The 20,241-nt window shown below is 70.4% G+C and carries 16 protein-coding genes; 6 read left to right on the top strand and 10 right to left on the bottom strand.

The annotated features are described in order from the left end of the window. Positions 1-120: 120 nt before the first annotated feature. Both O7629_RS07940 and O7629_RS07935 read right to left on the bottom strand, forming a co-directional pair. Positions 121-603, bottom strand: a complete 483-nt coding sequence (locus tag O7629_RS07940) for a type II toxin-antitoxin system PemK/MazF family toxin (protein WP_278168386.1) — start codon at positions 601-603, stop codon at positions 121-123. A 93-nt stretch (positions 604-696) separates the two neighbouring features. Beyond that, complete coding sequence (locus O7629_RS07935) at positions 697-3,303, bottom strand: rhamnogalacturonan lyase (RefSeq protein ID WP_278168385.1); 2,607 nt, start codon at positions 3,301-3,303, stop codon at positions 697-699. A 394-nt stretch (positions 3,304-3,697) separates the two neighbouring features. Here O7629_RS07935 and O7629_RS07930 point away from each other — a divergent pair, with 394 nt between their 5' ends. The 5 genes from O7629_RS07930 to O7629_RS07910 are packed head-to-tail and all read left to right on the top strand — an operon-like array spanning position 3,698 to position 9,081. Next, positions 3,698-5,275, top strand: coding sequence for an ABC transporter substrate-binding protein (locus O7629_RS07930; RefSeq protein WP_278168384.1), 1,578 nt, complete (start codon positions 3,698-3,700; stop codon positions 5,273-5,275). A gap of 9 nt (positions 5,276-5,284) precedes the next feature. Further along, complete coding sequence (locus tag O7629_RS07925) at positions 5,285-6,229, top strand: ABC transporter permease (RefSeq protein WP_278168383.1); 945 nt, start codon at positions 5,285-5,287, stop codon at positions 6,227-6,229. Next, complete coding sequence (locus O7629_RS07920; RefSeq protein WP_278168382.1) at positions 6,226-7,083, top strand: ABC transporter permease; 858 nt, start codon at positions 6,226-6,228, stop codon at positions 7,081-7,083. The genes O7629_RS07925 and O7629_RS07920 overlap by 4 nt, the downstream gene beginning before the upstream one ends. Then, positions 7,083-8,093, top strand: coding sequence for an ABC transporter ATP-binding protein (locus tag O7629_RS07915; protein ID WP_278168381.1), 1,011 nt, complete (start codon positions 7,083-7,085; stop codon positions 8,091-8,093). Before O7629_RS07920 ends, O7629_RS07915 begins: the two co-directional genes overlap by 1 nt. After that, entirely contained in the window at positions 8,086-9,081 is a 996-nt protein-coding gene (locus tag O7629_RS07910; RefSeq protein ID WP_278168380.1) for an oligopeptide/dipeptide ABC transporter ATP-binding protein, read from the top strand. Before O7629_RS07915 ends, O7629_RS07910 begins: the two co-directional genes overlap by 8 nt. A gap of 53 nt (positions 9,082-9,134) precedes the next feature. Here O7629_RS07910 and O7629_RS07905 read toward each other — a convergent pair whose 3' ends face one another. The 8 genes from O7629_RS07905 to O7629_RS07870 form a co-directional block, all read right to left on the bottom strand. Next, positions 9,135-10,445 carry a DUF6596 domain-containing protein gene (locus O7629_RS07905; protein WP_278168379.1) on the bottom strand — a complete coding sequence of 437 codons (1,311 nt, stop codon included), beginning with the start codon at positions 10,443-10,445 and terminating at the stop codon, positions 9,135-9,137. A 6-nt stretch (positions 10,446-10,451) separates the two neighbouring features. Further along, positions 10,452-10,802 carry a YciI family protein gene (locus O7629_RS07900; RefSeq protein WP_278168378.1) on the bottom strand — a complete coding sequence of 117 codons (351 nt, stop codon included), beginning with the start codon at positions 10,800-10,802 and terminating at the stop codon, positions 10,452-10,454. 102 nt (positions 10,803-10,904) lie between these two features. Continuing rightward, positions 10,905-11,513, bottom strand: a complete 609-nt coding sequence (locus O7629_RS07895; RefSeq protein WP_278168377.1) for a PadR family transcriptional regulator — start codon at positions 11,511-11,513, stop codon at positions 10,905-10,907. A 151-nt stretch (positions 11,514-11,664) separates the two neighbouring features. Continuing rightward, positions 11,665-13,272, bottom strand: a complete 1,608-nt coding sequence (locus O7629_RS07890) for a cellulose binding domain-containing protein (protein WP_278168376.1) — start codon at positions 13,270-13,272, stop codon at positions 11,665-11,667. Between the two features lie 74 nt (positions 13,273-13,346). Then, on the bottom strand, positions 13,347-14,612 hold the full coding sequence (locus O7629_RS07885) for a pectate lyase (protein ID WP_278168375.1): 1,266 nt from the start codon (positions 14,610-14,612) through the stop codon (positions 13,347-13,349). 153 nt (positions 14,613-14,765) lie between these two features. Continuing rightward, positions 14,766-16,181: an RICIN domain-containing protein gene (locus tag O7629_RS07880; RefSeq protein ID WP_278168374.1), complete on the bottom strand. Its 1,416-nt coding sequence runs from the start codon at positions 16,179-16,181 to the stop codon at positions 14,766-14,768. A gap of 77 nt (positions 16,182-16,258) precedes the next feature. Further along, positions 16,259-17,014 (bottom strand): pectinesterase family protein, encoded by a 756-nt coding sequence (locus O7629_RS07875; protein ID WP_278174452.1) that lies wholly within the window; start codon positions 17,012-17,014, stop codon positions 16,259-16,261. After that, positions 16,903-17,745: an RICIN domain-containing protein gene (locus tag O7629_RS07870; protein ID WP_278168373.1), complete on the bottom strand. Its 843-nt coding sequence runs from the start codon at positions 17,743-17,745 to the stop codon at positions 16,903-16,905. Before O7629_RS07870 ends, O7629_RS07875 begins: the two co-directional genes overlap by 112 nt. Before the next feature lie 265 nt (positions 17,746-18,010). Between O7629_RS07870 and O7629_RS07865 the strand changes: the two genes are divergently transcribed. Next, positions 18,011-20,239 (top strand): sigma-70 family RNA polymerase sigma factor, encoded by a 2,229-nt coding sequence (locus O7629_RS07865; RefSeq protein WP_278168372.1) that lies wholly within the window; start codon positions 18,011-18,013, stop codon positions 20,237-20,239. Positions 20,240-20,241: the final 2 nt, after the last annotated feature.

Below are 20,241 nucleotides of genomic sequence, written 5' to 3'. Positions count from 1 at the left end.
ACCATCCGGCCAGCATGGCAACCGCCGGGCGGCGGGCAGGGCACACGATCGTGACGTGTCGGCGAACTGTGCCCGACGGCTATCTTCGTCGTCGTCGGGCACCGGCGGGCGTTGACCCGGTCAGGACCAGCCGTAACCGGCCCGCAACGCCTGGCACACCCGGTCGAACCGGCCCCGGTCGAGGATGGCACCCTCACGCCGGATGCTGTCCTCCCGCATGGTGAGCACCCGGTCGAGCCGGATCCAACTCGGCCGGCCGTCGTCGCCCCAGGTGCCCAGCGACAGCCAGTGCCGCTGCCCGTCGCGGTCGGACTGGCTGGACAGCATCAGCCCGAACAGCGTGCGGCTGCGCCGGCCCACCACCAGGACCGGGCGGTCCTTGCCCTGCCGGGGGTCCTCCTCGTACGACACCCAGGTCCAGACGATCTCGCCGGGATCGGCGTGCCCGTCCAGCTCGGGTGCGTACGACAGCTGCCGCCGCTGCAACGCGGCCACCTGCCGGCGGCGGGCCAGCTTGGCCGGTGTCGGGCGCCGTTGCGCCGGTACGCGTTGACCGGCCAGCCGGCCGACGGTCGCGGTCACGCCCTGCCACAGTCTTCCCACGACCGACGACCCTATCGGTAGGCGCCACCAGCGGTGCGCGACGGGCCAAGCCGTCGCGCACCGCGGGTCAGCTCCCGGTCTGTCGAGTCGTGGTCAGCCGAGCATGCCGATGACGGTCCGGGCCTGGTGGGTCAGCGCTGCCGCGGCGGCCGGGTCGACCCGGTCACGCCGGTGCGGATGCGCCAGATGGTGCACGAAGCGCTGCAGGGCCTGCGTCGCCGGGCCGGTGCGGCCCCGGTCGAGGTGCCACTGCGCCTGATCCAGCGCGGCGGACAGCCGGTGGGTGACCGGTCCGGTGATCGCGCCGTCGCGCCGGAATCCGTCGTACGCGGTCCGCAGCGCGGGCAGGCTGCCCGGTGCCCAGAGGTCCGGCACCGGCACCTTTCCGAAGTCGGTGTCGGCGGCCAGGTAGAAGCCGGGGTACGACGGCTGGTTGTAGGTGGTCTGCTGGCGGGCCACCTCGGCGCGGTACTGCGGATCGTGCATCAGGGTGTACATCTTGCGATCGGTCACCTCGGTGCTCAGGTGGATCCGGATCGCGGTGCTGTCGACCGTACGCAGCAGCAACTCCTCCCGCCAGTCACCGAAGACGTCGGCGACCAGGCCCGGGTTGCCCTTGGTGTAGTTGTTGGTCCGGGTGCCCTCGGCGGTGAGCAGCCGACCCCGGCGCCAGTCGTCGATGGTCGGGGTCTGGTCGATCGCGCCGTCGACGATCTGGGTGCTGCCGTCGGCCGCCCACCGGATGCTCATGTTGGTGCCGGGGATCTGCGAGCCGAGCGGCTCGCCGGCGGCGGTGTGCAGGCCGAGTCCGCTGACCGCCCACACCTCGTGGCCGGGGTGCTGCGGGTCGATGTCGCCGATCATGCCCCGGCCGGTGTCCACTCCGGAGTAGGCGCCGAAGATCACTTCACCGGTGGCGGCGTCGAGCAGTCCGTGCCCGTACGGCGCCCACCGCCCGCCCTCGAAGACCAGGTACGCCTCCAGGCCGGGGCGGCGCGGGTCGATGTCGGTGACGTGCATGGCGTCGCCGTGGCCGAGCCGGGCCATGGTGCCCGGGGCCGCGCTGTCCGGCGGCAACTGCGCGAACGCGCTGTACAGCAGGCTACCGTCGTCGTCGATGGTGGCGGCGCCGTAGACGATCTCGTGCCGGCCGTCGCCGTCGACGTCGGCCGCGCTGATCGAGTGCTGCCCCTGGGTGGTGATGGTGGCGAACTCGTCGTCGGTGCCGTCGCGACCGTGCGGCGAGTCGTTGAACGGGTTGGTCATCGGCGTCCAGCCGCTGTCGACGTACCACTGCTCGGTGAGCTTGCGCCCGTCCCACCAGTAGGCGACCAGGGTGGAGCGGGTGTAGTAGCCGCGGGCGAAGACCGCCGACGGCCGGCGGCCGTCCAGGTAGGCCACCGCGGCGAGGAACCGGTCGACCCGGTTGCCCGGCTCGATGCGCGACATCGCGTAATCGCCCCACATCAGACCGTCGTCGTGCCGACCGGGCTGGTAGTGGACGGTCTGCAACTCCCGCCCGGTGGCGCCGTCGAACACGGTGAGGTACTCGGGGCCGTCGACGATGAAGCCTTCGAAGGCACGCAGGTTGTTGCGGCTGCTGCGGGCCGGGGCGTAGACGTCGATGAAGTGGTCGGCGAGGGCCTGCGCGGCGGCCCGCGACAGCGGATACTCGTACGCCGGGTCGATGCCGAACGCCGCCTCCAGGGTGGCGGGCCAGTTGCCGGCGACCACCTCCGGGTGGGCGTGCCAGCCCTGGAACATGTCGACCAGGTGGTCGTGGTAGTCGGCGGCGGACATCCGGTAGTCGTCGCGGTGCGAGTAGCCGGCCCGCCGGTCGGACTCCGGCATGGTGACGTAGCGTTCGTCGGCGACCCGGCCGTCGGGCCGGTAGCTGATCGTCCTGGTGCCGGGGGCGGTCTTGAGCATCATCTCCGAGCGGCCGTCGCCGTCGAAGTCGTAGACCAGGAACTGGGTGTAGTGGGCGCCGGCCCGGATGTTGACCCCGAGGTCGATGCGGTGCAGCAGGGTGCCGTCCAGCCGGTACGTGTCGAGGTAGACCGGTCCGGTGTAGCCGACCTGGGAGACGTCCTTGGAGTTGGACGGGTCCCACTTGACGACGAACTCGTACCGCCCGTCGCCGTCGACGTCGCCGACGCTCATGTCGTTGGCGGAGTAGGTGTACGCCTCACCGGCCGGGGTGACCCCGTCGGCGGGCCGACGCAGCGGCAGATCGTGGTAGGCCTGCGACCACGGGTGCACCGGATCGCTGCGGTCGACCTCGACGCCGTCGACCACGGCGGCGACCTGGTAGCCGGCGCCGGTCGCGGGGTCGGTGTCCAGGTAGTTGGTGCTGTCGGTGACGGTGGCCAGCCGCCGGCCGTCCCGGTAGACGTGGAAGTCGGTACCGGTCACGCCGGTGGCACCGGAGCCGGTCACCTCGTGGCCGAGCAGTCGCCAACCGAGGAAGACGCCCTGGTCGGTGGCGGCGGCGACCAGGCCGCGGTCGAGATGTTCGAGTTGGACGGCGTCGGGGCGACCACCGCCGGCCGGTCCGTCGGCGGGGCCGTGGACATCGTCGGCCCGGTCGACGGGGGCGGCGCCGGCCGGTACGCCGAGGGTCAGCGTGAGGACGCCGGCAAGCAACGCCACGGCGGTGGGTGGACGGTGGGGACGGCGACGTCGGGTACGACGGTTCATCCGGAAATCTCCTCGGTCGACGGGCGGCGCGGCCGGCTCTGGCCGAGCGGCCGGCCGCGGGACGGTGTCAGGCACCCGTGACAGTCGATGAAACGATACAAGAGACTGAAGGCTATGGATGCGTTCGCCAGTGTGTCAAGGCGAGCTGTCGTCGAATGAACCGTTCCATTCGGACTGCGGACCGACCCGACGTGGACCACGGTCACCTGAGGTCATCGAGTTGTGACCCCTGCAGCGATCGACTAGGGTCGGTGCACCGATCCGCAGCCAGTCGCGGCATCATCCGGCGGCACCACGCAGTTGGCGATGTGCACCAGCCCCGACGTGCACCATCCCGTCGACGCAACCCGGCCCGTCAAGCCCGTAACGGCGACAACGAGGTAGGAGACAGACGGTGAATCCCTCCCCAGCGTTCCCGCACCGGCGGCGATCCGCGCGTACCAACCGGTCGGCCGGGCGGGCGACGAGCCTCGCCGCCGCCGCGGCGCTCGCGCTGGCCGGCTGCTCGGCCGGCGAGTCCCTGGAGACCGACGACGGGACCCCCACCTCCGACGGCACCCTGGTGGTGGCCATCTCCAGCGAGCCGGACAGCCTCGACGTGCACGTCTCCACCGCGTCGCCCACCTTCCTGGTGCTGGAGAACGTCTACGACACCCTGGTGGAGCCGGCCCCCGACCTGAGCTTCCAACCCGCGCTGGCCACCGAGTGGGAGGTCAGCGAGGACCTGCTCACCTGGACCTTCCAGCTGCGCGACGGCGTCACCTGGCACAACGGGCGGGAGTTCACCGCCAGCGACGTGGTGGCCAGCTTCGAACGGATCACCGACGCGGAGACCGCCGCGAACGCCTGGCGGTTCGAGACCGTCGACGAGGTACGCGAGGTCGACGACCGCACCGTCGAGTTCGTCCTCAACCAGCCGACCCCCAACCTGCTGGCCAACATCGGCGGGTTCAAGGGGATGGCGATCGTCGCCCCCGAGCTGATCGACGGCGACGGGCTGACCACCGACGCGATCGGCACCGGGCCGTTCCGGTTCGTCAGCTACACCCCCGGTGACCGGATCGTGCTGGAGGCCAACCCGGACTACTGGGGCGACGGTCCGTACGTCGACCGGGTCGAGTTCCGGTTCGTCTCCGAGCCGACCACCGCGCTGACCAACCTGCGCACCGGTGCCGTGCACCTGACCAACAACGTGCCGGCCCAGGAGATCGCCACCCTGCGCGACGACCCCGAGGTCGAGCTCGGCCAGCAGGCCAGCAACGACTACTGGTACTTCACCTGCAACTTCGACCGGCCGCCGTTCGACGACATCGACGTACGCCGGGCGCTGTCGTTCGCCATCGACCGCGAACAGGTGGCCCAGGCCGCCTTCTTCGACGCCGCGACGCCGGTGCAGTCGGCGATGCCGCCGGGCAACTTCTGGGCCACCGACTACGCCCCGTTCAGCCACGATCCGGACCAGGCCCGCGAGCTGCTCGCCGATGCCGGCGTCACCGACCTCACCGTCGACCTGATGCTGACCAACGAGTACCCGCACACCCTGGCCGCCGCCGAGGTGATCGCCAGCCAGTGGGGCGACGTCGGCGTCAACGCTGAAATCCGTACCCTCGACTTCGCCAGCTGGCTCGACGAGCAGGGCAACGGCAGCTACGACTGCTACGTCCTCGGCTGGCTGAACAACCTCGACGGCGAGTACGCCTACTACGCCCAGCACCACTCCGCCGGATCGTTCAACTTCCACGGCTACGCCAACCCGCAGGTCGACCAGTACCTCGACCAGGCCCGGGCCAGCGTCGAGGACACCGAACGGCGCGACCTCTACCACCAGGCGGCCGAGCTGATCATCGACGAGGTCAGCTACGGCTACCTGTACAGCCCGCAGGCCACGCTGGCCTGGGCGCCGCAGGTGTCCGGCGTGGAGATGCACCCGGACGGCAAGACCCGGCTGCGGACCGTGCGGTTGACCGACTGAGCCGCCGCGATGGCGCGTTTCCTACTGTGGCGGGCGCTGCAGACGGTCGTCGCGATGCTCGGGGTCAGCGTCGCGGTCTTCCTGATCGTCCAGCTGGTGCCCGGCGACCCGATCCGGCTGGCCCTGGGCACCCGCTTCGACGAGGAGCTGTACCAGGCGATGCGGGCCCGCGCCGGGCTGGACCAGCCGCTGTTGACCCAGTACGGCGGCTGGCTGGCCCGCGCGGTCACCGGCGACCTGGGGGTCAGCTTCCGCAGCGGTGAGCCGGTCACCCGGCTGCTGCTGGCCCGGCTCGGCCCGACCAGCCTGCTCGCCGGCGCGGCGCTCGCCGTCGCGCTGGCGATCGCGCTGCCGTTGGGCATCGTCTCTGCGGTGCGCTCCGGGTCACTGGTGGACCGGATCGCCACCGGGTTCAGCCAGCTGTGGATCTCGGTGCCGGACTTCTGGAGCGGGATCATGTACATCCTGCTCTTCGCGCTGCTGCTGGGTTGGCTGCCGGCCTCCGGTTACGTGTCGCCGTTGGACGATCCGGTCCGGGCGGCCCACCACCTGGTGCTGCCGGCGATGACCGTGGGGCTGATCTCCGGTTCGGTGCTGACCCGGTTCGTCCGCTCGGCGGTGCTGGAGGCGCTGCACCAGGACTACGCCCGTACCGCCCGGGCCAAGGGGCTGTCCCGCTGGCAGACGGTCCGCCGGCACGTGCTGCCCAACGCCTGGATCTCCATCGTGACCGCCGTCGGTCTGCAGCTCGGATTCCTGCTCGGCGGGGTGGTGATCGTCGAGGTGATCTTCGAGTGGCCCGGTCTGGGCCGGCTGGCGTACGACGCGGTCGTCCGGCGTGACTACAGCCTGCTGCAGGGCGCGGTGCTGGCCATCGCGCTGATGTTCCTGGTGGTCAACTTCCTGGTGGACCTGCTGTACGGCTACCTCGACCCGCGGGTGCGGCGCCGATGACCCGCCGCCTGTTCCTGTTGCTGCTGGGCAACCGGCTGGCCCTGGCCGGGCTGCTGGTGCTGGCCGGGCTGGCGGTGGTCGCCGTGGTCGGGCCGTGGCTGGCCCCGTACGACCCGAACGCGGTCGACGTGCCGGGCCGGCTCGCGGGCCCGTCGTGGGCGCACCCGTTCGGCACTGACAATCTCGGCCGCGACGTGCTCAGCCGGGTGCTGGTCGGAGCCCGGGTGTCGCTGCAGGTCGGGTTCGTCGCGGTGGGCATCTCGCTGACCGCCGGCCTGCTGATCGGGCTGGTCGCCGGCTTCTACTCCGGCGCGACGGACGCGCTGCTGATGCGCACCATGGACGTGCTGTTCGCGTTCCCGGCGATCCTGCTGGCGATCGCGGTGCTGGCCATCCTCGGCCCGGGCATCACCAACGCGATGATCGCCATCGGCATCGTCTACACGCCGATCTTCGCCCGGATCGTGCGGGCCGCGACGCTCGTCGTCTCGGCCCAGCTGTACGTCCGGGCGGCCCGCGCCGTCGGCGCCGGCGACCTGCGGATCCTGCTCCGCCACGTGCTGCCGAACATCGCCGCGCCGGTGATCGTGCAGACGTCGCTGAGCCTGGCGTTCGCGATCCTGGCCGAGGCGGCGCTGTCGTTCCTGGGTCTGGGCGTGCAGCGACCCGATCCGGCCTGGGGACGGATGCTCGCCGAGGGCCGCGACTTCGTCAGTCAGGCACCGTGGATGGGCATCTTCCCCGGTCTGGCCATCTTCGCGACCGTGCTGGCGTTCAACGTCGTCGGCGACGGGCTGCGCGACGCGCTCGACCCACGGCAACGGTCGGTCATCGAGTCGAGGGGGCAGGGCTGATGGCCGGCGACCCGGTGCTGTCGGTACGGGACCTGACGGTGCGCATCGGCACCCGGCGGGGCGTGGCGAGGGTGGTCAACGGGGTCAGCTACGACGTGCACCCGGGTGAAACGCTGGCCATCGTCGGCGAGTCGGGGTCGGGCAAGTCCGTCGGCGCGCTGGCGGTCCTCGGCCTGCTCGACGAGGCGGCCACCGCCACCGGGCAGGTGCTGCTGGACGGTGTGGACCTGCTGGCCGCCGGTGAGCGACAGCTGCGGCGGATCCGGGGCAACGAGATCGCGATGGTCTTCCAGGACCCGATGACCTCCCTCAACCCGGTGAAGACGATCGGGTCGCAGCTGGTCGAGCCGATCGAGCTGCACGGCGTGGCCACCGGCGCGGCGGCCCGCGACCGGGCGGTGGAGCTGCTCGAACAGGTCGGGCTGCCGGACGCCCGGGACCGGCTCGGCGACTACCCGCACCGGTTCTCCGGCGGGATGCGCCAGCGGGTCATGATCGCGATGGCGCTGGCCTGTGAGCCAAAGGTGCTGCTCGCCGACGAGGCGACCACCGCGCTGGATGTCACCACCCAGGCGCAGATCCTCGAGGTGGTCGCCGGGCTGCAACGACGGCTGGGCCTCGCGGTCGTCTGGATCACCCACGATCTGGGGGTGGTGGCCGGGATCGCCGACCGGGTCGCGGTCATGTACGCCGGCCGGATCCTGGAGCAGGCACCGGTCGACGAGCTGTACGCCGCGCCCCGGCACCCGTACACGATGGGACTGCTGGCGGCGGTGCCCCGGGTCGGCGCCGATCGGCCGCGCCGGCTGACGACGATCCCCGGCCAGCCGCCGGATCCGACGGCGCTGCCGCCGGGCTGCGCGTTCCATCCACGTTGCGGCTACCGGCACGACCCACGGGCGGCCACCGAGGTGCCGCCGCTGCGCACGGTCGGCCCGGACCACCGGGTGGCCTGCTTCTACGACGTCGTCGGTGGCACCGCCACCGGTACGGACGGTGGAGATGACTGAGCAGCCGCTGTTGAGCGTGACCGACCTGCGGGTGCACTTCCCGGTCGCCGGTGGCGGGCTACGCCGCCGGCAGCATGCGGTGGTCCGGGCGGTCGACGGGGTGAGCTTCACCGTGGCGGCCGGCGAGACGTTGGGGCTGGTCGGCGAGTCGGGGTGCGGCAAGAGCACCACCGGGCTGGGCCTGCTGCGACTGGTCGAACCCACCGGTGGGCGGGTCAGCGTGCGGGGCACCGAGGTCACCGCGCTGCGTCGGCGGGACCTGCGGGCGATGCGCCGGCACCTCACGATGATTTTCCAGGATCCGTACGCGTCGCTGGACCCCCGGATGACGATCGGTTCGGTCGTCGCCGAGCCGTTGGCGGTGCACGGCCTGCACCGGGGGTCGCGGGCCCGCCGGCACCGCGTCGGTGAGCTGTTGGAACTCGTCGGCCTCGACCCGGACCACGCGCACCGGCACCCGCACGAGTTCTCCGGCGGGCAGCGCCAGCGGGTGGGCATCGCCCGCGCGCTGGCCTGCGAGCCCGAGCTGATCGTCGCCGACGAGCCGATCGCCGCGCTCGACGTGTCGATCCAGGCGCAGATCATCAACCTGCTGGAGGACCTGCGCGACGAGCTCGGGTTGGCGTACCTGTTCATCGCCCACGACCTGGCCGCGGTCGGGCACCTCAGTGACCGGATCGCGGTGATGTATCTCGGCCGCATCGTGGAGGTGGCCGACCGGGCGACGCTGTTCGCCCGGCCGGCGCACCCCTACACCCGGGCGTTGCTGTCCGCGGTGCCGCTGCCCGACCCAGTCGCCGAGCGGGCCCGGGAACGGATCATCCTGCGGGGTTCCGTGCCGTCTCCCGCCGACCCGCCGAGTGGCTGCAACTTCCGGACCCGCTGCCCGGCGGCGTTCGACCGGTGCGCCGTCGACGATCCGGTGCTGACCGCACGCGGCGACGGCCACCTGGCTGCCTGCCACCTGTCGGACGACGGCACCGGCTGAGCCGCACCTGGATCGGTGGGTGGCGGGCGGGTGTCGGGCGGCCCGGTACCGGCTCAGTCGACGCGGGTCGCGGCCTCGGCCTCGGCCAGCCGACGCCGCAGATGTTCCCGGTCCGGTTCGGTGCCGGCCAGGTCCACCGCCTGCCGGTAGGCGTCGGCCGCGTCGGCGTGCCGGCCGAGCCGGTGCAGCAGATCGGCCCGGGCGGCCGGCAACGGGTGGTACGACCGCAGGCGCGGATCGGCGGCCAGCTCGTCGAGCAGGACCAGACCGGCTGCCGGGCCGTCCCGCATGGCCACCGCCACCGCCCGGTTCAACGCCACCACCGGCGACGGTGCCACCCCCAGCAGTACGTCGTAGAGGGCGACGATCTGCGGCCAGTCGGTGCCGGCGACGTCGGGCGCCTCGTCGTGCAGCGCGGCGATGGCGGCCTGCAGCCCGTACGGGCCCGGTGGGCCGCCGGTCAACGCCGCGCGGGCCAACGCACAGCCTTCCCCGATCATTGGTCGGTCCCACCGACGCCGGTCCTGCTCGTCGAGGAGCACCGGCACCCCGTCCGGGCCGGTCCGGGTATGTCGGCGGGCGTGCACCAGCAGCAGCAGGCCGAGCAGTCCGGCGGTCTCCCGTTGCGCGGGCAGCAGCCGGTGCAGGATGCGGGCCAGCCGGATGGCCTCCTCGGCCAGGTCCAGGCGTTGCAGGCGGGGACCGGAGCTGGCCGCGTACCCCTCGGTGAAGATCGAGTACACCGCCTGCAGAACACCGGGTAGCCGCTGCGGCAACTCGTCGGCACCGGGCACCCGGAACGGGATACGCGCGTCGCGGATCTTGCGTTTCGCCCGGACGATCCGCTGGGCCATGGTCGCCTCCGGCACCAGGAAGGCCCGGGCCACCTCGGCGGTGGTCAACCCGCCGAGGCAGCGTAGGGTCAGCGCCACCCGGTCCTCCTCGGTCAGCGCCGGGTGGGCGCAGGTGAAGAACAGGGCCAGCCGGTCGTCGGGCAGGTCCCGGTCGACGTCCGCCGCCGGAGCCGGGTCGGCCCGGTCCGCCTCGGCCTGCAGCACCGCGATCCGCAGGGCCAGCGTCCGGTCGCGGCGGATCCGGTCGACGGCCCGGCGGCGAGCGGTGGTCAGCAGCCACGCGCCGGGGCGGGTCGGCACCCCGGAGACCGGCCAGTGCGTCAGCGCCGCCTCGATGGCCTCGGCGGCGGACTCCTCGGCCAGGTGCAGGTCACCGAAGCGGCGTACCAGGGTGGCGAGCAGCCGGCCGTGTTCCTCGCGGAACACGGCCGCCACCGACGCGCGTACCGCCGCCGGGTCCGTTTCCGGGCCCCGGGCGGCCGGCTGGTTCTGCGGCTCGCCGCCGACCATCCGGTGTCAGAGCCCGAACTCGGCGATCGGACGCACCTGCACCGATCCATCCCGGGCACCGGGCGAACGGGCCGCCCAGTCCAGCGCGACGTCCAGGTTCGGTACGTCGATGACGTCGTACCCGCCGAGCACCTCACGGCTCTCGGCGAACGGACCGTCGGTGACGATCCGTTGTCCGTCGACGTCGACCTTGACCGAGGTGCAGGTGGTCAGGTCGGCCAGGGCGTTGCCGCTGACCCAGATGCCGGCGTCCTTCATCTGCTTGTCGTAGGCCATCCAGTCCTCGACGGTGCACTGCGCCCCGGGCTGGTCCGGGCTGTCGGTCGGCGGGCTGACGAACAACAGCATGTACTTCATGTCGGGCTCCTCGCAGGTAGTGGCGTTGCCGTACGCCTTGACGACGATCGGCGGGCCGCCGGATCGACAGCCGATCCGGCGAATCCTGCCGTGACCGGCGACCTACTCGGAGTCGGCCAGGATGGCGTACAGCTTGCGGCGGGTCTCGTCGAGTACGGCCAGGGCCCGCTCCCGCTGCTCGGCGGTACCGTTCATCATCACGTGCCGCAGCGCGTGCAACGTCTGCATACCGGATTCGCGCACGTCGTGCCAGCTCTCCACGGTTTCCGGGGCGAACTGCGTCCACGGCGCCTGCTCGGCGGCCTGCTCGGCCTCGGGGCGGCCGGCGTCGGTCAACGCGTACTGCCGGCGGCTGCCGCCGGCCGCGTCCACGGTCCCGACGATCAGCCCTTCGTCCTCGAGCAGTTGCAGGGTGGGGTAGATCGATCCCGGGCTCGGTCGCCAGGCACCGCCGGTACGGGAGTCGAGTTCCCGGATCATCTCGTACCCGTGCATTGGTCCTTCGACGAGCAGGGCGAGCACAGCGGCACGCACGTTCGGCCGACGCCGGCCGCGTCCGCCGCCCCGGCCCCGCCGCGGGCCGCCGCCGCCCGGCCCGGCGCCGAAGCCGGGACCAAAGCCGGGGCCGGGACCGGGACCGAACGGCGGGAATCCGAATCCGCCCCGCATCCAGGCCTGCGGTCCGCCGTGGAATCGGTGGTGGAACCTCATGTCTGCCTCCTACGATGTCTTGTCGATACTTTGACGATATATCGCCAATCCGTCGACGACAACACGAGTGCGCCTGGCGGGCGCAGGGCCCGCCAGGCGCTGGGGGTACCGTCGCTTTCATGTAATTAACTGCTGATTGTCGCTTTCGTGGTCAGCTGCGGGCACCAAGGTTCGGGTAGCTGTGCGGCCGCAGGAAGGCAGAGCTCCGGATGCCGCCGTCGGCGTCGCGTGGCCCGATCAGCAGCGACGGGTCCGTGCTGACGAGATCGGCGGCGCTCCAGGAACTCTTGATGTTCCACGAGTTGCCGGTCGCCGTCGAGTTGCCCAGCGACACCCCCGCACCGTTGCCGATCGCCAGGTTGCCGGTCAGCCGGGACGTGGAGTTGGCGAACTTGAAGCCACCGTCACCGTTGCGCCAGGCGCTGTTGCGCTCGACGGTGATGGTGCCCGGGTTGCCGTTGTCGATGAAACCGCCGACCGCGTTGTCGAACGCGAAGCTGTTGCGAATGGTGTGGTTCGCCGGCGGGTCGGGATCGCCGCCACCCATCTTGAACCCGTTGCCGTCACCGGAGTAGCCCGGCAGGTCCCACCGGTTGAAGCCGTTGCCCCAGGCCGCCGAGTCCTCGATCAGAATCGGCGAGGTGAACAGCCAGGCGTCGAAACCGTCGTCGGAGTTGTTCCACAACCGGGCACCGCGCACCACGTTGCCGCTGCCGGAACCCTCCTTGATGGCCAGGCCGTCGGCGCTCTCGCCGTTCTTGCGCGGATCCCGGTTGCCGTACGAGTCGAGGTCGATCACCTGGTTGTTGCTGGCCGCGCCCTGGATTTGCAGCCCGGACTCGTAGTTGTCGCGGGTTACCAGCCGTTCGAAGACGTTGTTGCTGCAGTCGCGGCAGAAGATCGCGTACGGTCCGTGCGCGATCTCCAGGTCACGCACCCGCCAGTAGTCGGCCTCGATATGCAGCACGCCGCGTTCGAGGTTCGGGATGCTGCCGCCGACCGGAGCCGGCGTATGCGGCAGATTCTCCCCGTCGAGCACCACCCGTTCACCGTCGTAGCTGGTGATCGTGTAAGGGTTGGCCGCAGTGCCGTCCTTCATGATCCGCACATTGGTGTCGAACTGGTAGGTGCCCCCGCGTAGCGTGATCGTAGTGCCCGGGGTCGCCAGCGCCACGGCACGCGCCAACGTCGCCAGCGGGGCACCCACCGTACCGGGGTTGGCGTCGTTGCCGTTGGTCGCCACGAACAGTGTGTCCGTCGGTGGGGGCACCGTGGTCGGCGGAGCCGTGGTCGGCGGGGTCGGCGGAGCCGTGGTCACGGGCGGGCTCGTCGGGCCGGGACCGGTGCAGACCGTGCCGTTGAGAGTGAACGTCGACGGAACCGGGTTCGACGAGTCGTTCCACGTACCGTTGAAGCCGCCGCCGACGGTGGCGCCGGTCAGGATCGACCCGGTGTAGCTGGCGTTGCGGGCCACGACGGTGCCGCTGGCCGGATCCGCGGTGAACCCCCACGACTGGGTGATCGTCTGGCCGGCGGCGAATGTCCAGCTCAGCGTCCATCCGTCGATCGGCTCGCCGTAGTTGGTGATGGCGAGGTTGGCGCCGAAGCCACCCGGCCACTGCGCACCGATGGTGTAGGTGACCTGGCAGCCGCTCGCGGCGCTGGCCGACAGCGTGGTCACCACGGTCATCCCGGCGGTGGCAGCCGCGGTGGCCAGAGCCACCACCGGCCACGCCGCCCGACGCGGGTATCGAGACATGGAAGCTCCTGATCAGTCGACCGACGTTCGCCGGTGGGCGCGCACGTGTCGGGCGCGCCCACCGTGAACCGGGATCAGCGGTAGGTGAGGTCCGACGATGAGTAGAGACAGTTCGTGCTGTCCGGGCCGGTACCGACCTGGCTCGGCTCGTCGCCGCTGCTGTTGCCGTTGTACTTGCGGCAGATCACCATCGACCGACTGGAGTCGTTGACGATGGTGACCCCGCTGAACCGGGCGGTGTCTCCGTAGTTGACGTTGATGCCGGCGACGGTGCCGCCCGGCCGGGTCAACGTCACGTTGCGGATCACCACGTCGCGCTGGTGCTGGGTGGAGCAGTTCCCGCAGGAGCGGTAGAAGGTGCCGAAGTTGCTGGCCTGGAAGTTCTGGATGGTCAGCGTGCCCGGACCGTTGTGCTGGAAGACCTTGTCACTGGCGGCCCGGGCGCCACCACCGTCGACCAGGAAGCTCGGGTTGCCGCTGCCACGGAAGGTCGCGGCGTCCTCGCCGACGTCCTCCCACCACACGTTGCGCAGCGTGCACGGTCCCGAGCAGTGCACGCCGTCGCCGGCCGGCGCGCCGATGATGACGTTCTGCAGGGTGGCTCCGGCCGCGAGCTGGAACACCGGGTCCTGGCTCTCCTCCTGGCCGCCGTCACCAATGCAGCAGTAGCGACGCATGCCACCGTCGAGCGTCCCGGAGACCTGGATCGTGCCGTTGACGTTGACCTGCCCGGTCGGGGTCGGCCAGGAGGTGCTCGGCGGTGGGGTGGGGTTGCCGCCGCCGACGGTGTTCAGTTGCCACTGCTGGTTCCAGCCGTTGAGGTCGCTGTACCCGGCGAGGGTGCCGCCGTCGGCGGTGGACCACTCCCAGACGTCGATCACCTTGTTGCTGTGCCGGTTGACGAAGCGGACGTATCCGCTGTCGGAGTCGGCGAGGCGGAAGTGCTGGCGGGTGGTGCCGTTGTCGGCGTTCTGGACCAGTGCGGTGCCGTCGTTGGCGTCGGGTAGTTCGAGGTACTTGCCACTGTGCACGGAGCGGATCTTGTAGTAGCCGCTGCCGGCGTCGACGAAGCGCCACTGCTGGACGGCGAGGTCGTTGCGGGTCCACTGGACGATGGGTGCGCCGTCGTTGGTGGCCCAGTTGTAGAGGTCCATGGCTTTGTTGCTGTGGCGGTTGACGAAGACGTAGGTGGCGTTGGTGTCGACGGTGGCGGCGGATGCGGTGGTGACGCCGATCGCGCCGATGGCGGCGGTGGCGATGGCGGCGATGGCGCCGGCCAGGATCGCCATGCGATGCCGGCGTCGGCGGCCGCCGACGCCGGCATCCACGGGTTGACTCATGGTGCGTTACCTCCTGGGACGGGTCACGTGGCCCCGCGTCCACGTGCATGAAAGCGCTTTCCAGACATCGTATTGATAGGTTTCAATTTCGTCAATGTCCGGTCGGGGGTCGTCCAGCCGGGTCGAGCCGACCGGGCGACCCGGCGACGCCGGTCAGCCGCCGATGGCGGCCTGCGGGCCGGAGTAGGTCGACACCAGGCTCGGCACGTCCGACGCCGGGTGCAGCGTGTAGGAGTAGAAGCTGCCCGGGTTGAACGCGCTGCCCCGCGACGTCACCCGACCACTGCGCCAACTGCTGTTCACGGTGATGTTGCCCCGCTGGACGAGCTCGCCCGCCTCGACGTAGTACGGGTCGCGGACGTTGTCGTAGTAGCTGTTCTCGATGACCGCCTTGGTGTAGCCGCGCACATAGTTGCCGTACCCGGTGACGTTCTGCAGGTAGTTGTTGTACATGTGCAGGTACGCCAGGTTGTCCGCACTCGGGTTCCGCGAGTTGGTGCCCCGGAACCAGTTGTGGTGGATGGTCATCCGGGCGGTCACGTTGTCGGTCCAGCCGATGCCGAACGTCTTGTTGTTGTCGAGGAACTGGTTCCACGACACGGTGATGTTCGTCGCGTCCTTGCGGCTGTCCAACAGACCGTCGTTCATCCGGGTGAGCCGGTTGTGGTCGATCCAGATGTTTGAGGCGGTGTCGATCTGGATGGCGTCGTAGTCGTAGGCGTCGTCACCCGGGTCGTCGTCCGGCATCAGAGTGTCCCGGATGGTCAGGTTCCGGATGATCACGTTGCTCACGCCCGTACCGATGAAGAAGCCGCCGCTGACGATCTCGCCGCCGGTGCCCACCCCGACGATCGTCTTGTTCGACGCCACCCGCAGCTCGGTGCCCCGCGGGCTGATGGTGATCGCCCCGGCGACCCGGATAACGTACGGCTCGCTGGCCGTCACGTACCGGTTGAGGTCGGCCTGGTTGGTGACGGTGACGGTCTGACCGCTGGCACCGCCGGTCGTGCCCTGGGCGAACCCGTCCGGGGTGTTGCCGTACGGCGCCCCCGGGTCCCCGCCGCCGATCCGGTGCAGTTGCCACTGCTGGTTCCAGCCGTTGGTGTCCGTGTACTGCGAGATCCGCCCACCATCCGCAGTAGACCACTCCCACACATCCAACGCCTTACCACTGTGCCGATTGATCAACCGCACAAAACCACTGTCCGAATCCACCACACCGAAATGCTGCCGCGTGTCCGAACCCGCAACCTGCTGCGTCAACTCCGCACCATCCTGCGCATTCGCCACCTGCAACACCTTGCCCGAATGCCGCGACCGCACCTGGTAGTAGCCACTACCCACCGGCACGAACTGCCACTGCTGCACCGCAAGATCATTACGCGCCCACTGCACGATCGGCGCACCATCATGCGTCGCCCACTCGAACAGATCCACCGCCTTACCACTGTGCCGCGACGTCAACACGTAGTACGCACCCGTGTCGATCGTCGCCGCGTACGACGGCGACACCGACACCGCCACCGTCGACACCACCGCCACCGGCAACGCCACCGCGACCACCGCCACGGCCGCCCACCGACGCGTACGACGGCTGAGAATTCTCAACATGGAAGGACCCTTTCTACGAAACGGACGAGGACAATTCAGCCGACCGGATTCCAGCCGTCGGTGCCAGCCAGGTAGCGCTGCGGCGTGTAGTCGGCGGCCTGGGCGTCGGTGAGCTGCGGACGGTTGCCGCCGGAACCCGATCCCGGCCCGTTGTTGCGGTACTCCCGGAACCGGGCGTTCTGCCAGGTGTTGCTGGACATGTTCGTCCACGGCTGACCAGTGTCGATATGAGCCCCGAGGGTCGACTCCCGGTAGAGCACCTGTGCGTCCGGACCCCACGGCCGGCCCAGACTGCTCGATCCGGCCGCCGCCGAGCTCGTCAGGTTGCAGCGGTAGAACAGGAATCCGTACTGTCGCGACGCGGGCGTACGCGCCGCGGTAATCGGGCCACCCGTGGCCCGCTTCTCGTGGATCTGCGAACTGTGCATCACGGCGACACCGTCGCCGAAGATGAAGTCGACGGTGCCCTCGACGTAGGAGTTGCGCACGTACGACCGTGCGTTGCCGCCGACCAGGAAGGTGTCCTGGTCGCCGAGAAGCCGGACGTCGCGAAGCACGGACCGGTCCGCGTTGAGATGCAGCGCGACGGCCTGATGACCCGGCTGACTGGCGTTGGCCGCCTCGTCGAAGTCGTTGGCGATGGTCAGGTTCGTCGCGGTGAACCCGCTGCCGGCCACGGTCATCGTGGCGCTGCCGACGGTGCCGTAGGTACCGCCGTCCGGCCGGGTCGTCCCGGCCGAGTGGTTCTCGACGATGACCACCTCGGACGGCCCGGTACCGAGCCCCTGCAGGTGCAGATTGGTCTTGTTCGACGGTATCGACACCACCCCCGGTAGCTGCCTGGCCTGATCGCGATGGTGACCTGGGCCCCGCTGTTGCTCGGCGCGGCGTTCACCGCCGCCTGGACGGTGGTGTGCTGGCCGCTGCCGTCGGCGGCGACGACGATGGCACCCGGCGGCACGTCGGATCCGATCTTGTGCAGTTGCCACTGCTGGTTCCAGCCGTTGGTGTCCGTGTACTGCGAGATCCGCCCACCATCCGCAGTAGACCACTCCCACACATCCAACGCCTTACCACTGTGCCGATTGATCAACCGCACAAAACCACTGTCCGAATCCACCACACCGAAATGCTGCCGCGTGTCCGAACCCGCAACCTGCTGCGTCAACTCCGCACCATCCTGCGCATTCGCCACCTGCAACACCTTGCCCGAATGCCGCGACCGCACCTGGTAGTAGCCACTACCCACCGGCACGAACTGCCACTGCTGCACCGCAAGATCATTACGCGCCCACTGCACGATCGGCGCACCATCATGCGTCGCCCACTCGAACAGATCCACCGCCTTACCACTGTGCCGCGACGTCAACACGTAGTACGCACCCGTGTCGATCGTCGCCGCGTACGACGGCGACACCGACACCGCCACCGTCGACACCACCGCCACCGGCAACGCCACCGCGACCACCGCCACGGCCGCCCACCGACGGGCGGGCCCACCTCGGTTCCTGAGTCTCTGCACGGTCTTCCTTCCTCCTCGACGCGGGCCGCGCGAGCTGCCGGACGAAGCAGCAGGCGGTCACGCAACGCACATGCCGCCCTGGACGGGTGCGGCTTTTAGGTAGACGTCACAACTAACTCGGGGATAACAGAAACCGGCGAAGAACTTCGATACATCCACCACCAGCAGGGAGTTTGTAGCGCAAGTTGACCTTCTTTACAGACAGGCATCGTTATGCAACGATCGGTTCAGGTAAGATGTCGACCAGCGAGGCAACGGTGCACGGATGACGCACAGTAGCGCCGAGGCTGAGTTGGGACTGCCCGCCCTGGTGCTCGACGCCCAGGCCGGCGACCAACAGGCACTCAACGAGCTCATCGCCGGACACCTGCCGTTGATCTACAACATCGTCGGTCGGGCTCTGCACGGACACGCCGATGTGGACGATCTCGTGCAGGAGACCGCGCTCAGGCTGATCCGCGGGCTACCGTCGCTGCGGGAGCCGGGCCGGTTCCGCGCCTGGGCGGTGTCGGTGACCTACCGGCAGATCCAGCAGTACCTGCGGGAGCGCAAGCGTGCGCTGCTCCGCGTCCGGGACGACGCCACCCCCGCCGAGCTGGCCGACCCCGACGACGTCGCCGAACGCACCGTCGGTGAACTGATGCTGACCGGGCAACGACGCGAACTCGCGGAAGCGGTTCGATGGCTCGAACCAGACGACCGCCGGCTGCTCGCCCTCTGGTGGCAGGAGGTCAGCGGCGAGTTGACCCGCAGTGAACTGGCCGCCGCGCTCGGCGTCCCACCGCCACACGCCGCGGTACGGCTGCAACGCCTGCGCGACCGGCTCGACGCCACCCGGACGGTGGTCCGCGTACTGCGGGCCGCCCCCCGCTGCACCGGGCTGCGCGACCTGCTGCACGGCTGGGACGGCAGCACCGACGGTCGTTGGCGGAAACGACTGATCCGGCACTGCCGGACCTGCGACCGGTGCGGCATCCACCGAGTCGGCCTGGTCGCGCCCGAGGAGCTACTGCCCAGCGTCGCGCCCCTGCCGTTGCCGCTGGCGCTGCTGGAAGGCGTACGGATCGCCTGTGAAGCCGCCGCACCAGCGACGCTGACACCGGCTGCGGCCGGCGGGCAGTCGATCGGGCAACTGGTCCTGACCCAGCTGAACGGGTTGTTCCAGCAGAAGGCGGCGGCGGTGGCCACGGCCGTGGCCGTCGCCGCCGGCGGCGGGTTCGTCTACGCCGTGCAGGAGAAGCCGCTGCCCGGCGGCGGTGACGCGAGCGCGGTCGCCAGCCCGACCGCAGCCCGCCGGGCGGCGGTCCCGGCCGTCCCGGCGCCGGTGGCGAGCTCACCGCCGGCATCCGCTACGGCGGTACCGACGTCGCCACCGGCCGTGTCCCCGGCCGACGGGGTGACCAGCGCCGACGTGTACGTCGCGCCGGACGGCTCGGACGACGGCGACGGCAGCCGGCAGCGGCCGTACGCCACCCTCGACAAGGCGGTGTCGGTCGTCGAGCCGGGCCAGACCATCGCGCTGCGCGGGGGTACGTACCGTCCGAGCGATCCCGTGGTGATCGACGTCAACGGTGCACCGGAACGCCGGATCACGCTCAGTAACTACGCCGGGGAGCGGCCGGTCATCGACGCGAGCGGGGTCCCGGCGGACAAGTGGATGGTCACCCACCGGGGCAGTTTCTGGACCGTGCAGGGGCTGGAGGTGATGAACTCGGGCAGCCACGCGTACGTCTGTGTCTCCTGCCGCGACAACATCTTCCGGCGACTGTCGATGCACCACAACGCCCGGTCCGGACTGACCCTGCGTGACGAGGGCACCACCGGGAACCAGGTGCTGGACAGCGACTTCCACACCAACTACGACCCGGCGGAGGCCGGCGGCGCCGGCGTCGGGCTGGCGGTCAAGTTCGGCGACGGCACCGGCAACGTCGTTCGCGGCTGCCGCGCGTTCGGCAACGCCAGCGACGGCTTCGACGTCGGCCACTTCGCCGACCCGGTGCTGCTGGAGGCCAACTGGGCGTACGGCAACGGAGTCAACCGCTGGGCGGTGGCCGACTGGCACGGCGCGGCCGACGGTTTCCGGCTCGGTGGCGGCAGCCCGGCACCGGCCGCCGGGCACCTGTTGCGGGACAACGCCGCCTGGGACAACACCGGTCACGGGTTCGCCGACGGCGGCAACGCCGGTGCCCTCGACCTGACCGGCAACACGGCGTTCCGCAACGGCGGCGCCGGATTCCACCTGCCGGTCCCGCAGGCGACCCTGGTCGACAACGCCGCCGTCGGCAACGGCACGGACGGCGACAACGGCAACGTGCAGCTGCGCGGCAGCCGGTCGCAGGGCAACACCTGGGACGGCGGATCCTGGTCGGCGGAGTCGTTCCGGTCCATCGACCCCGCCACTGCCCAGGGCCCGCGCCGGCCCGACGGACGGCTACCGGAGACGACGTTTCTCACCAGCGACACCGGCATCGGCGCGTCGATGCTCGCGCCGTAGGG

It is taken from the genome of Solwaraspora sp. WMMD792, assembly GCF_029626105.1.
Classification (GTDB): Bacteria; Actinomycetota; Actinomycetes; order Mycobacteriales; family Micromonosporaceae; genus Micromonospora_E.
The sequence above is the reverse complement of the archived record's forward strand: the minus strand, read 5'-3'. Positions and strand labels throughout refer to the sequence as shown.

Excerpts from the sequence above, each read along its gene's own strand:
- O7629_RS07890 (WP_278168376.1), bottom strand. The coding sequence starts at position 13,272 with ATGTCTCGATACCCGCGTCGGGCGGCGTGGCCGGTGGTGGCTCTGGCC.
- O7629_RS07865 (WP_278168372.1), top strand. The coding sequence starts at position 18,011 with ATGACGCACAGTAGCGCCGAGGCTGAGTTGGGACTGCCCGCCCTGGTG.
- O7629_RS07910 (WP_278168380.1), top strand. The coding sequence starts at position 8,086 with ATGACTGAGCAGCCGCTGTTGAGCGTGACCGACCTGCGGGTGCACTTC.
- O7629_RS07920 (WP_278168382.1), top strand. The coding sequence starts at position 6,226 with ATGACCCGCCGCCTGTTCCTGTTGCTGCTGGGCAACCGGCTGGCCCTG.
- O7629_RS07935 (WP_278168385.1), bottom strand. The coding sequence starts at position 3,303 with ATGAACCGTCGTACCCGACGTCGCCGTCCCCACCGTCCACCCACCGCC.
- O7629_RS07925 (WP_278168383.1), top strand. The coding sequence starts at position 5,285 with ATGGCGCGTTTCCTACTGTGGCGGGCGCTGCAGACGGTCGTCGCGATG.
- O7629_RS07900 (WP_278168378.1), bottom strand. The coding sequence starts at position 10,802 with ATGAAGTACATGCTGTTGTTCGTCAGCCCGCCGACCGACAGCCCGGAC.
- O7629_RS07885 (WP_278168375.1), bottom strand. The coding sequence starts at position 14,612 with ATGAGTCAACCCGTGGATGCCGGCGTCGGCGGCCGCCGACGCCGGCAT.
- O7629_RS07915 (WP_278168381.1), top strand. The coding sequence starts at position 7,083 with ATGGCCGGCGACCCGGTGCTGTCGGTACGGGACCTGACGGTGCGCATC.
- O7629_RS07895 (WP_278168377.1), bottom strand. The coding sequence starts at position 11,513 with ATGAGGTTCCACCACCGATTCCACGGCGGACCGCAGGCCTGGATGCGG.
- O7629_RS07905 (WP_278168379.1), bottom strand. The coding sequence starts at position 10,445 with ATGGTCGGCGGCGAGCCGCAGAACCAGCCGGCCGCCCGGGGCCCGGAA.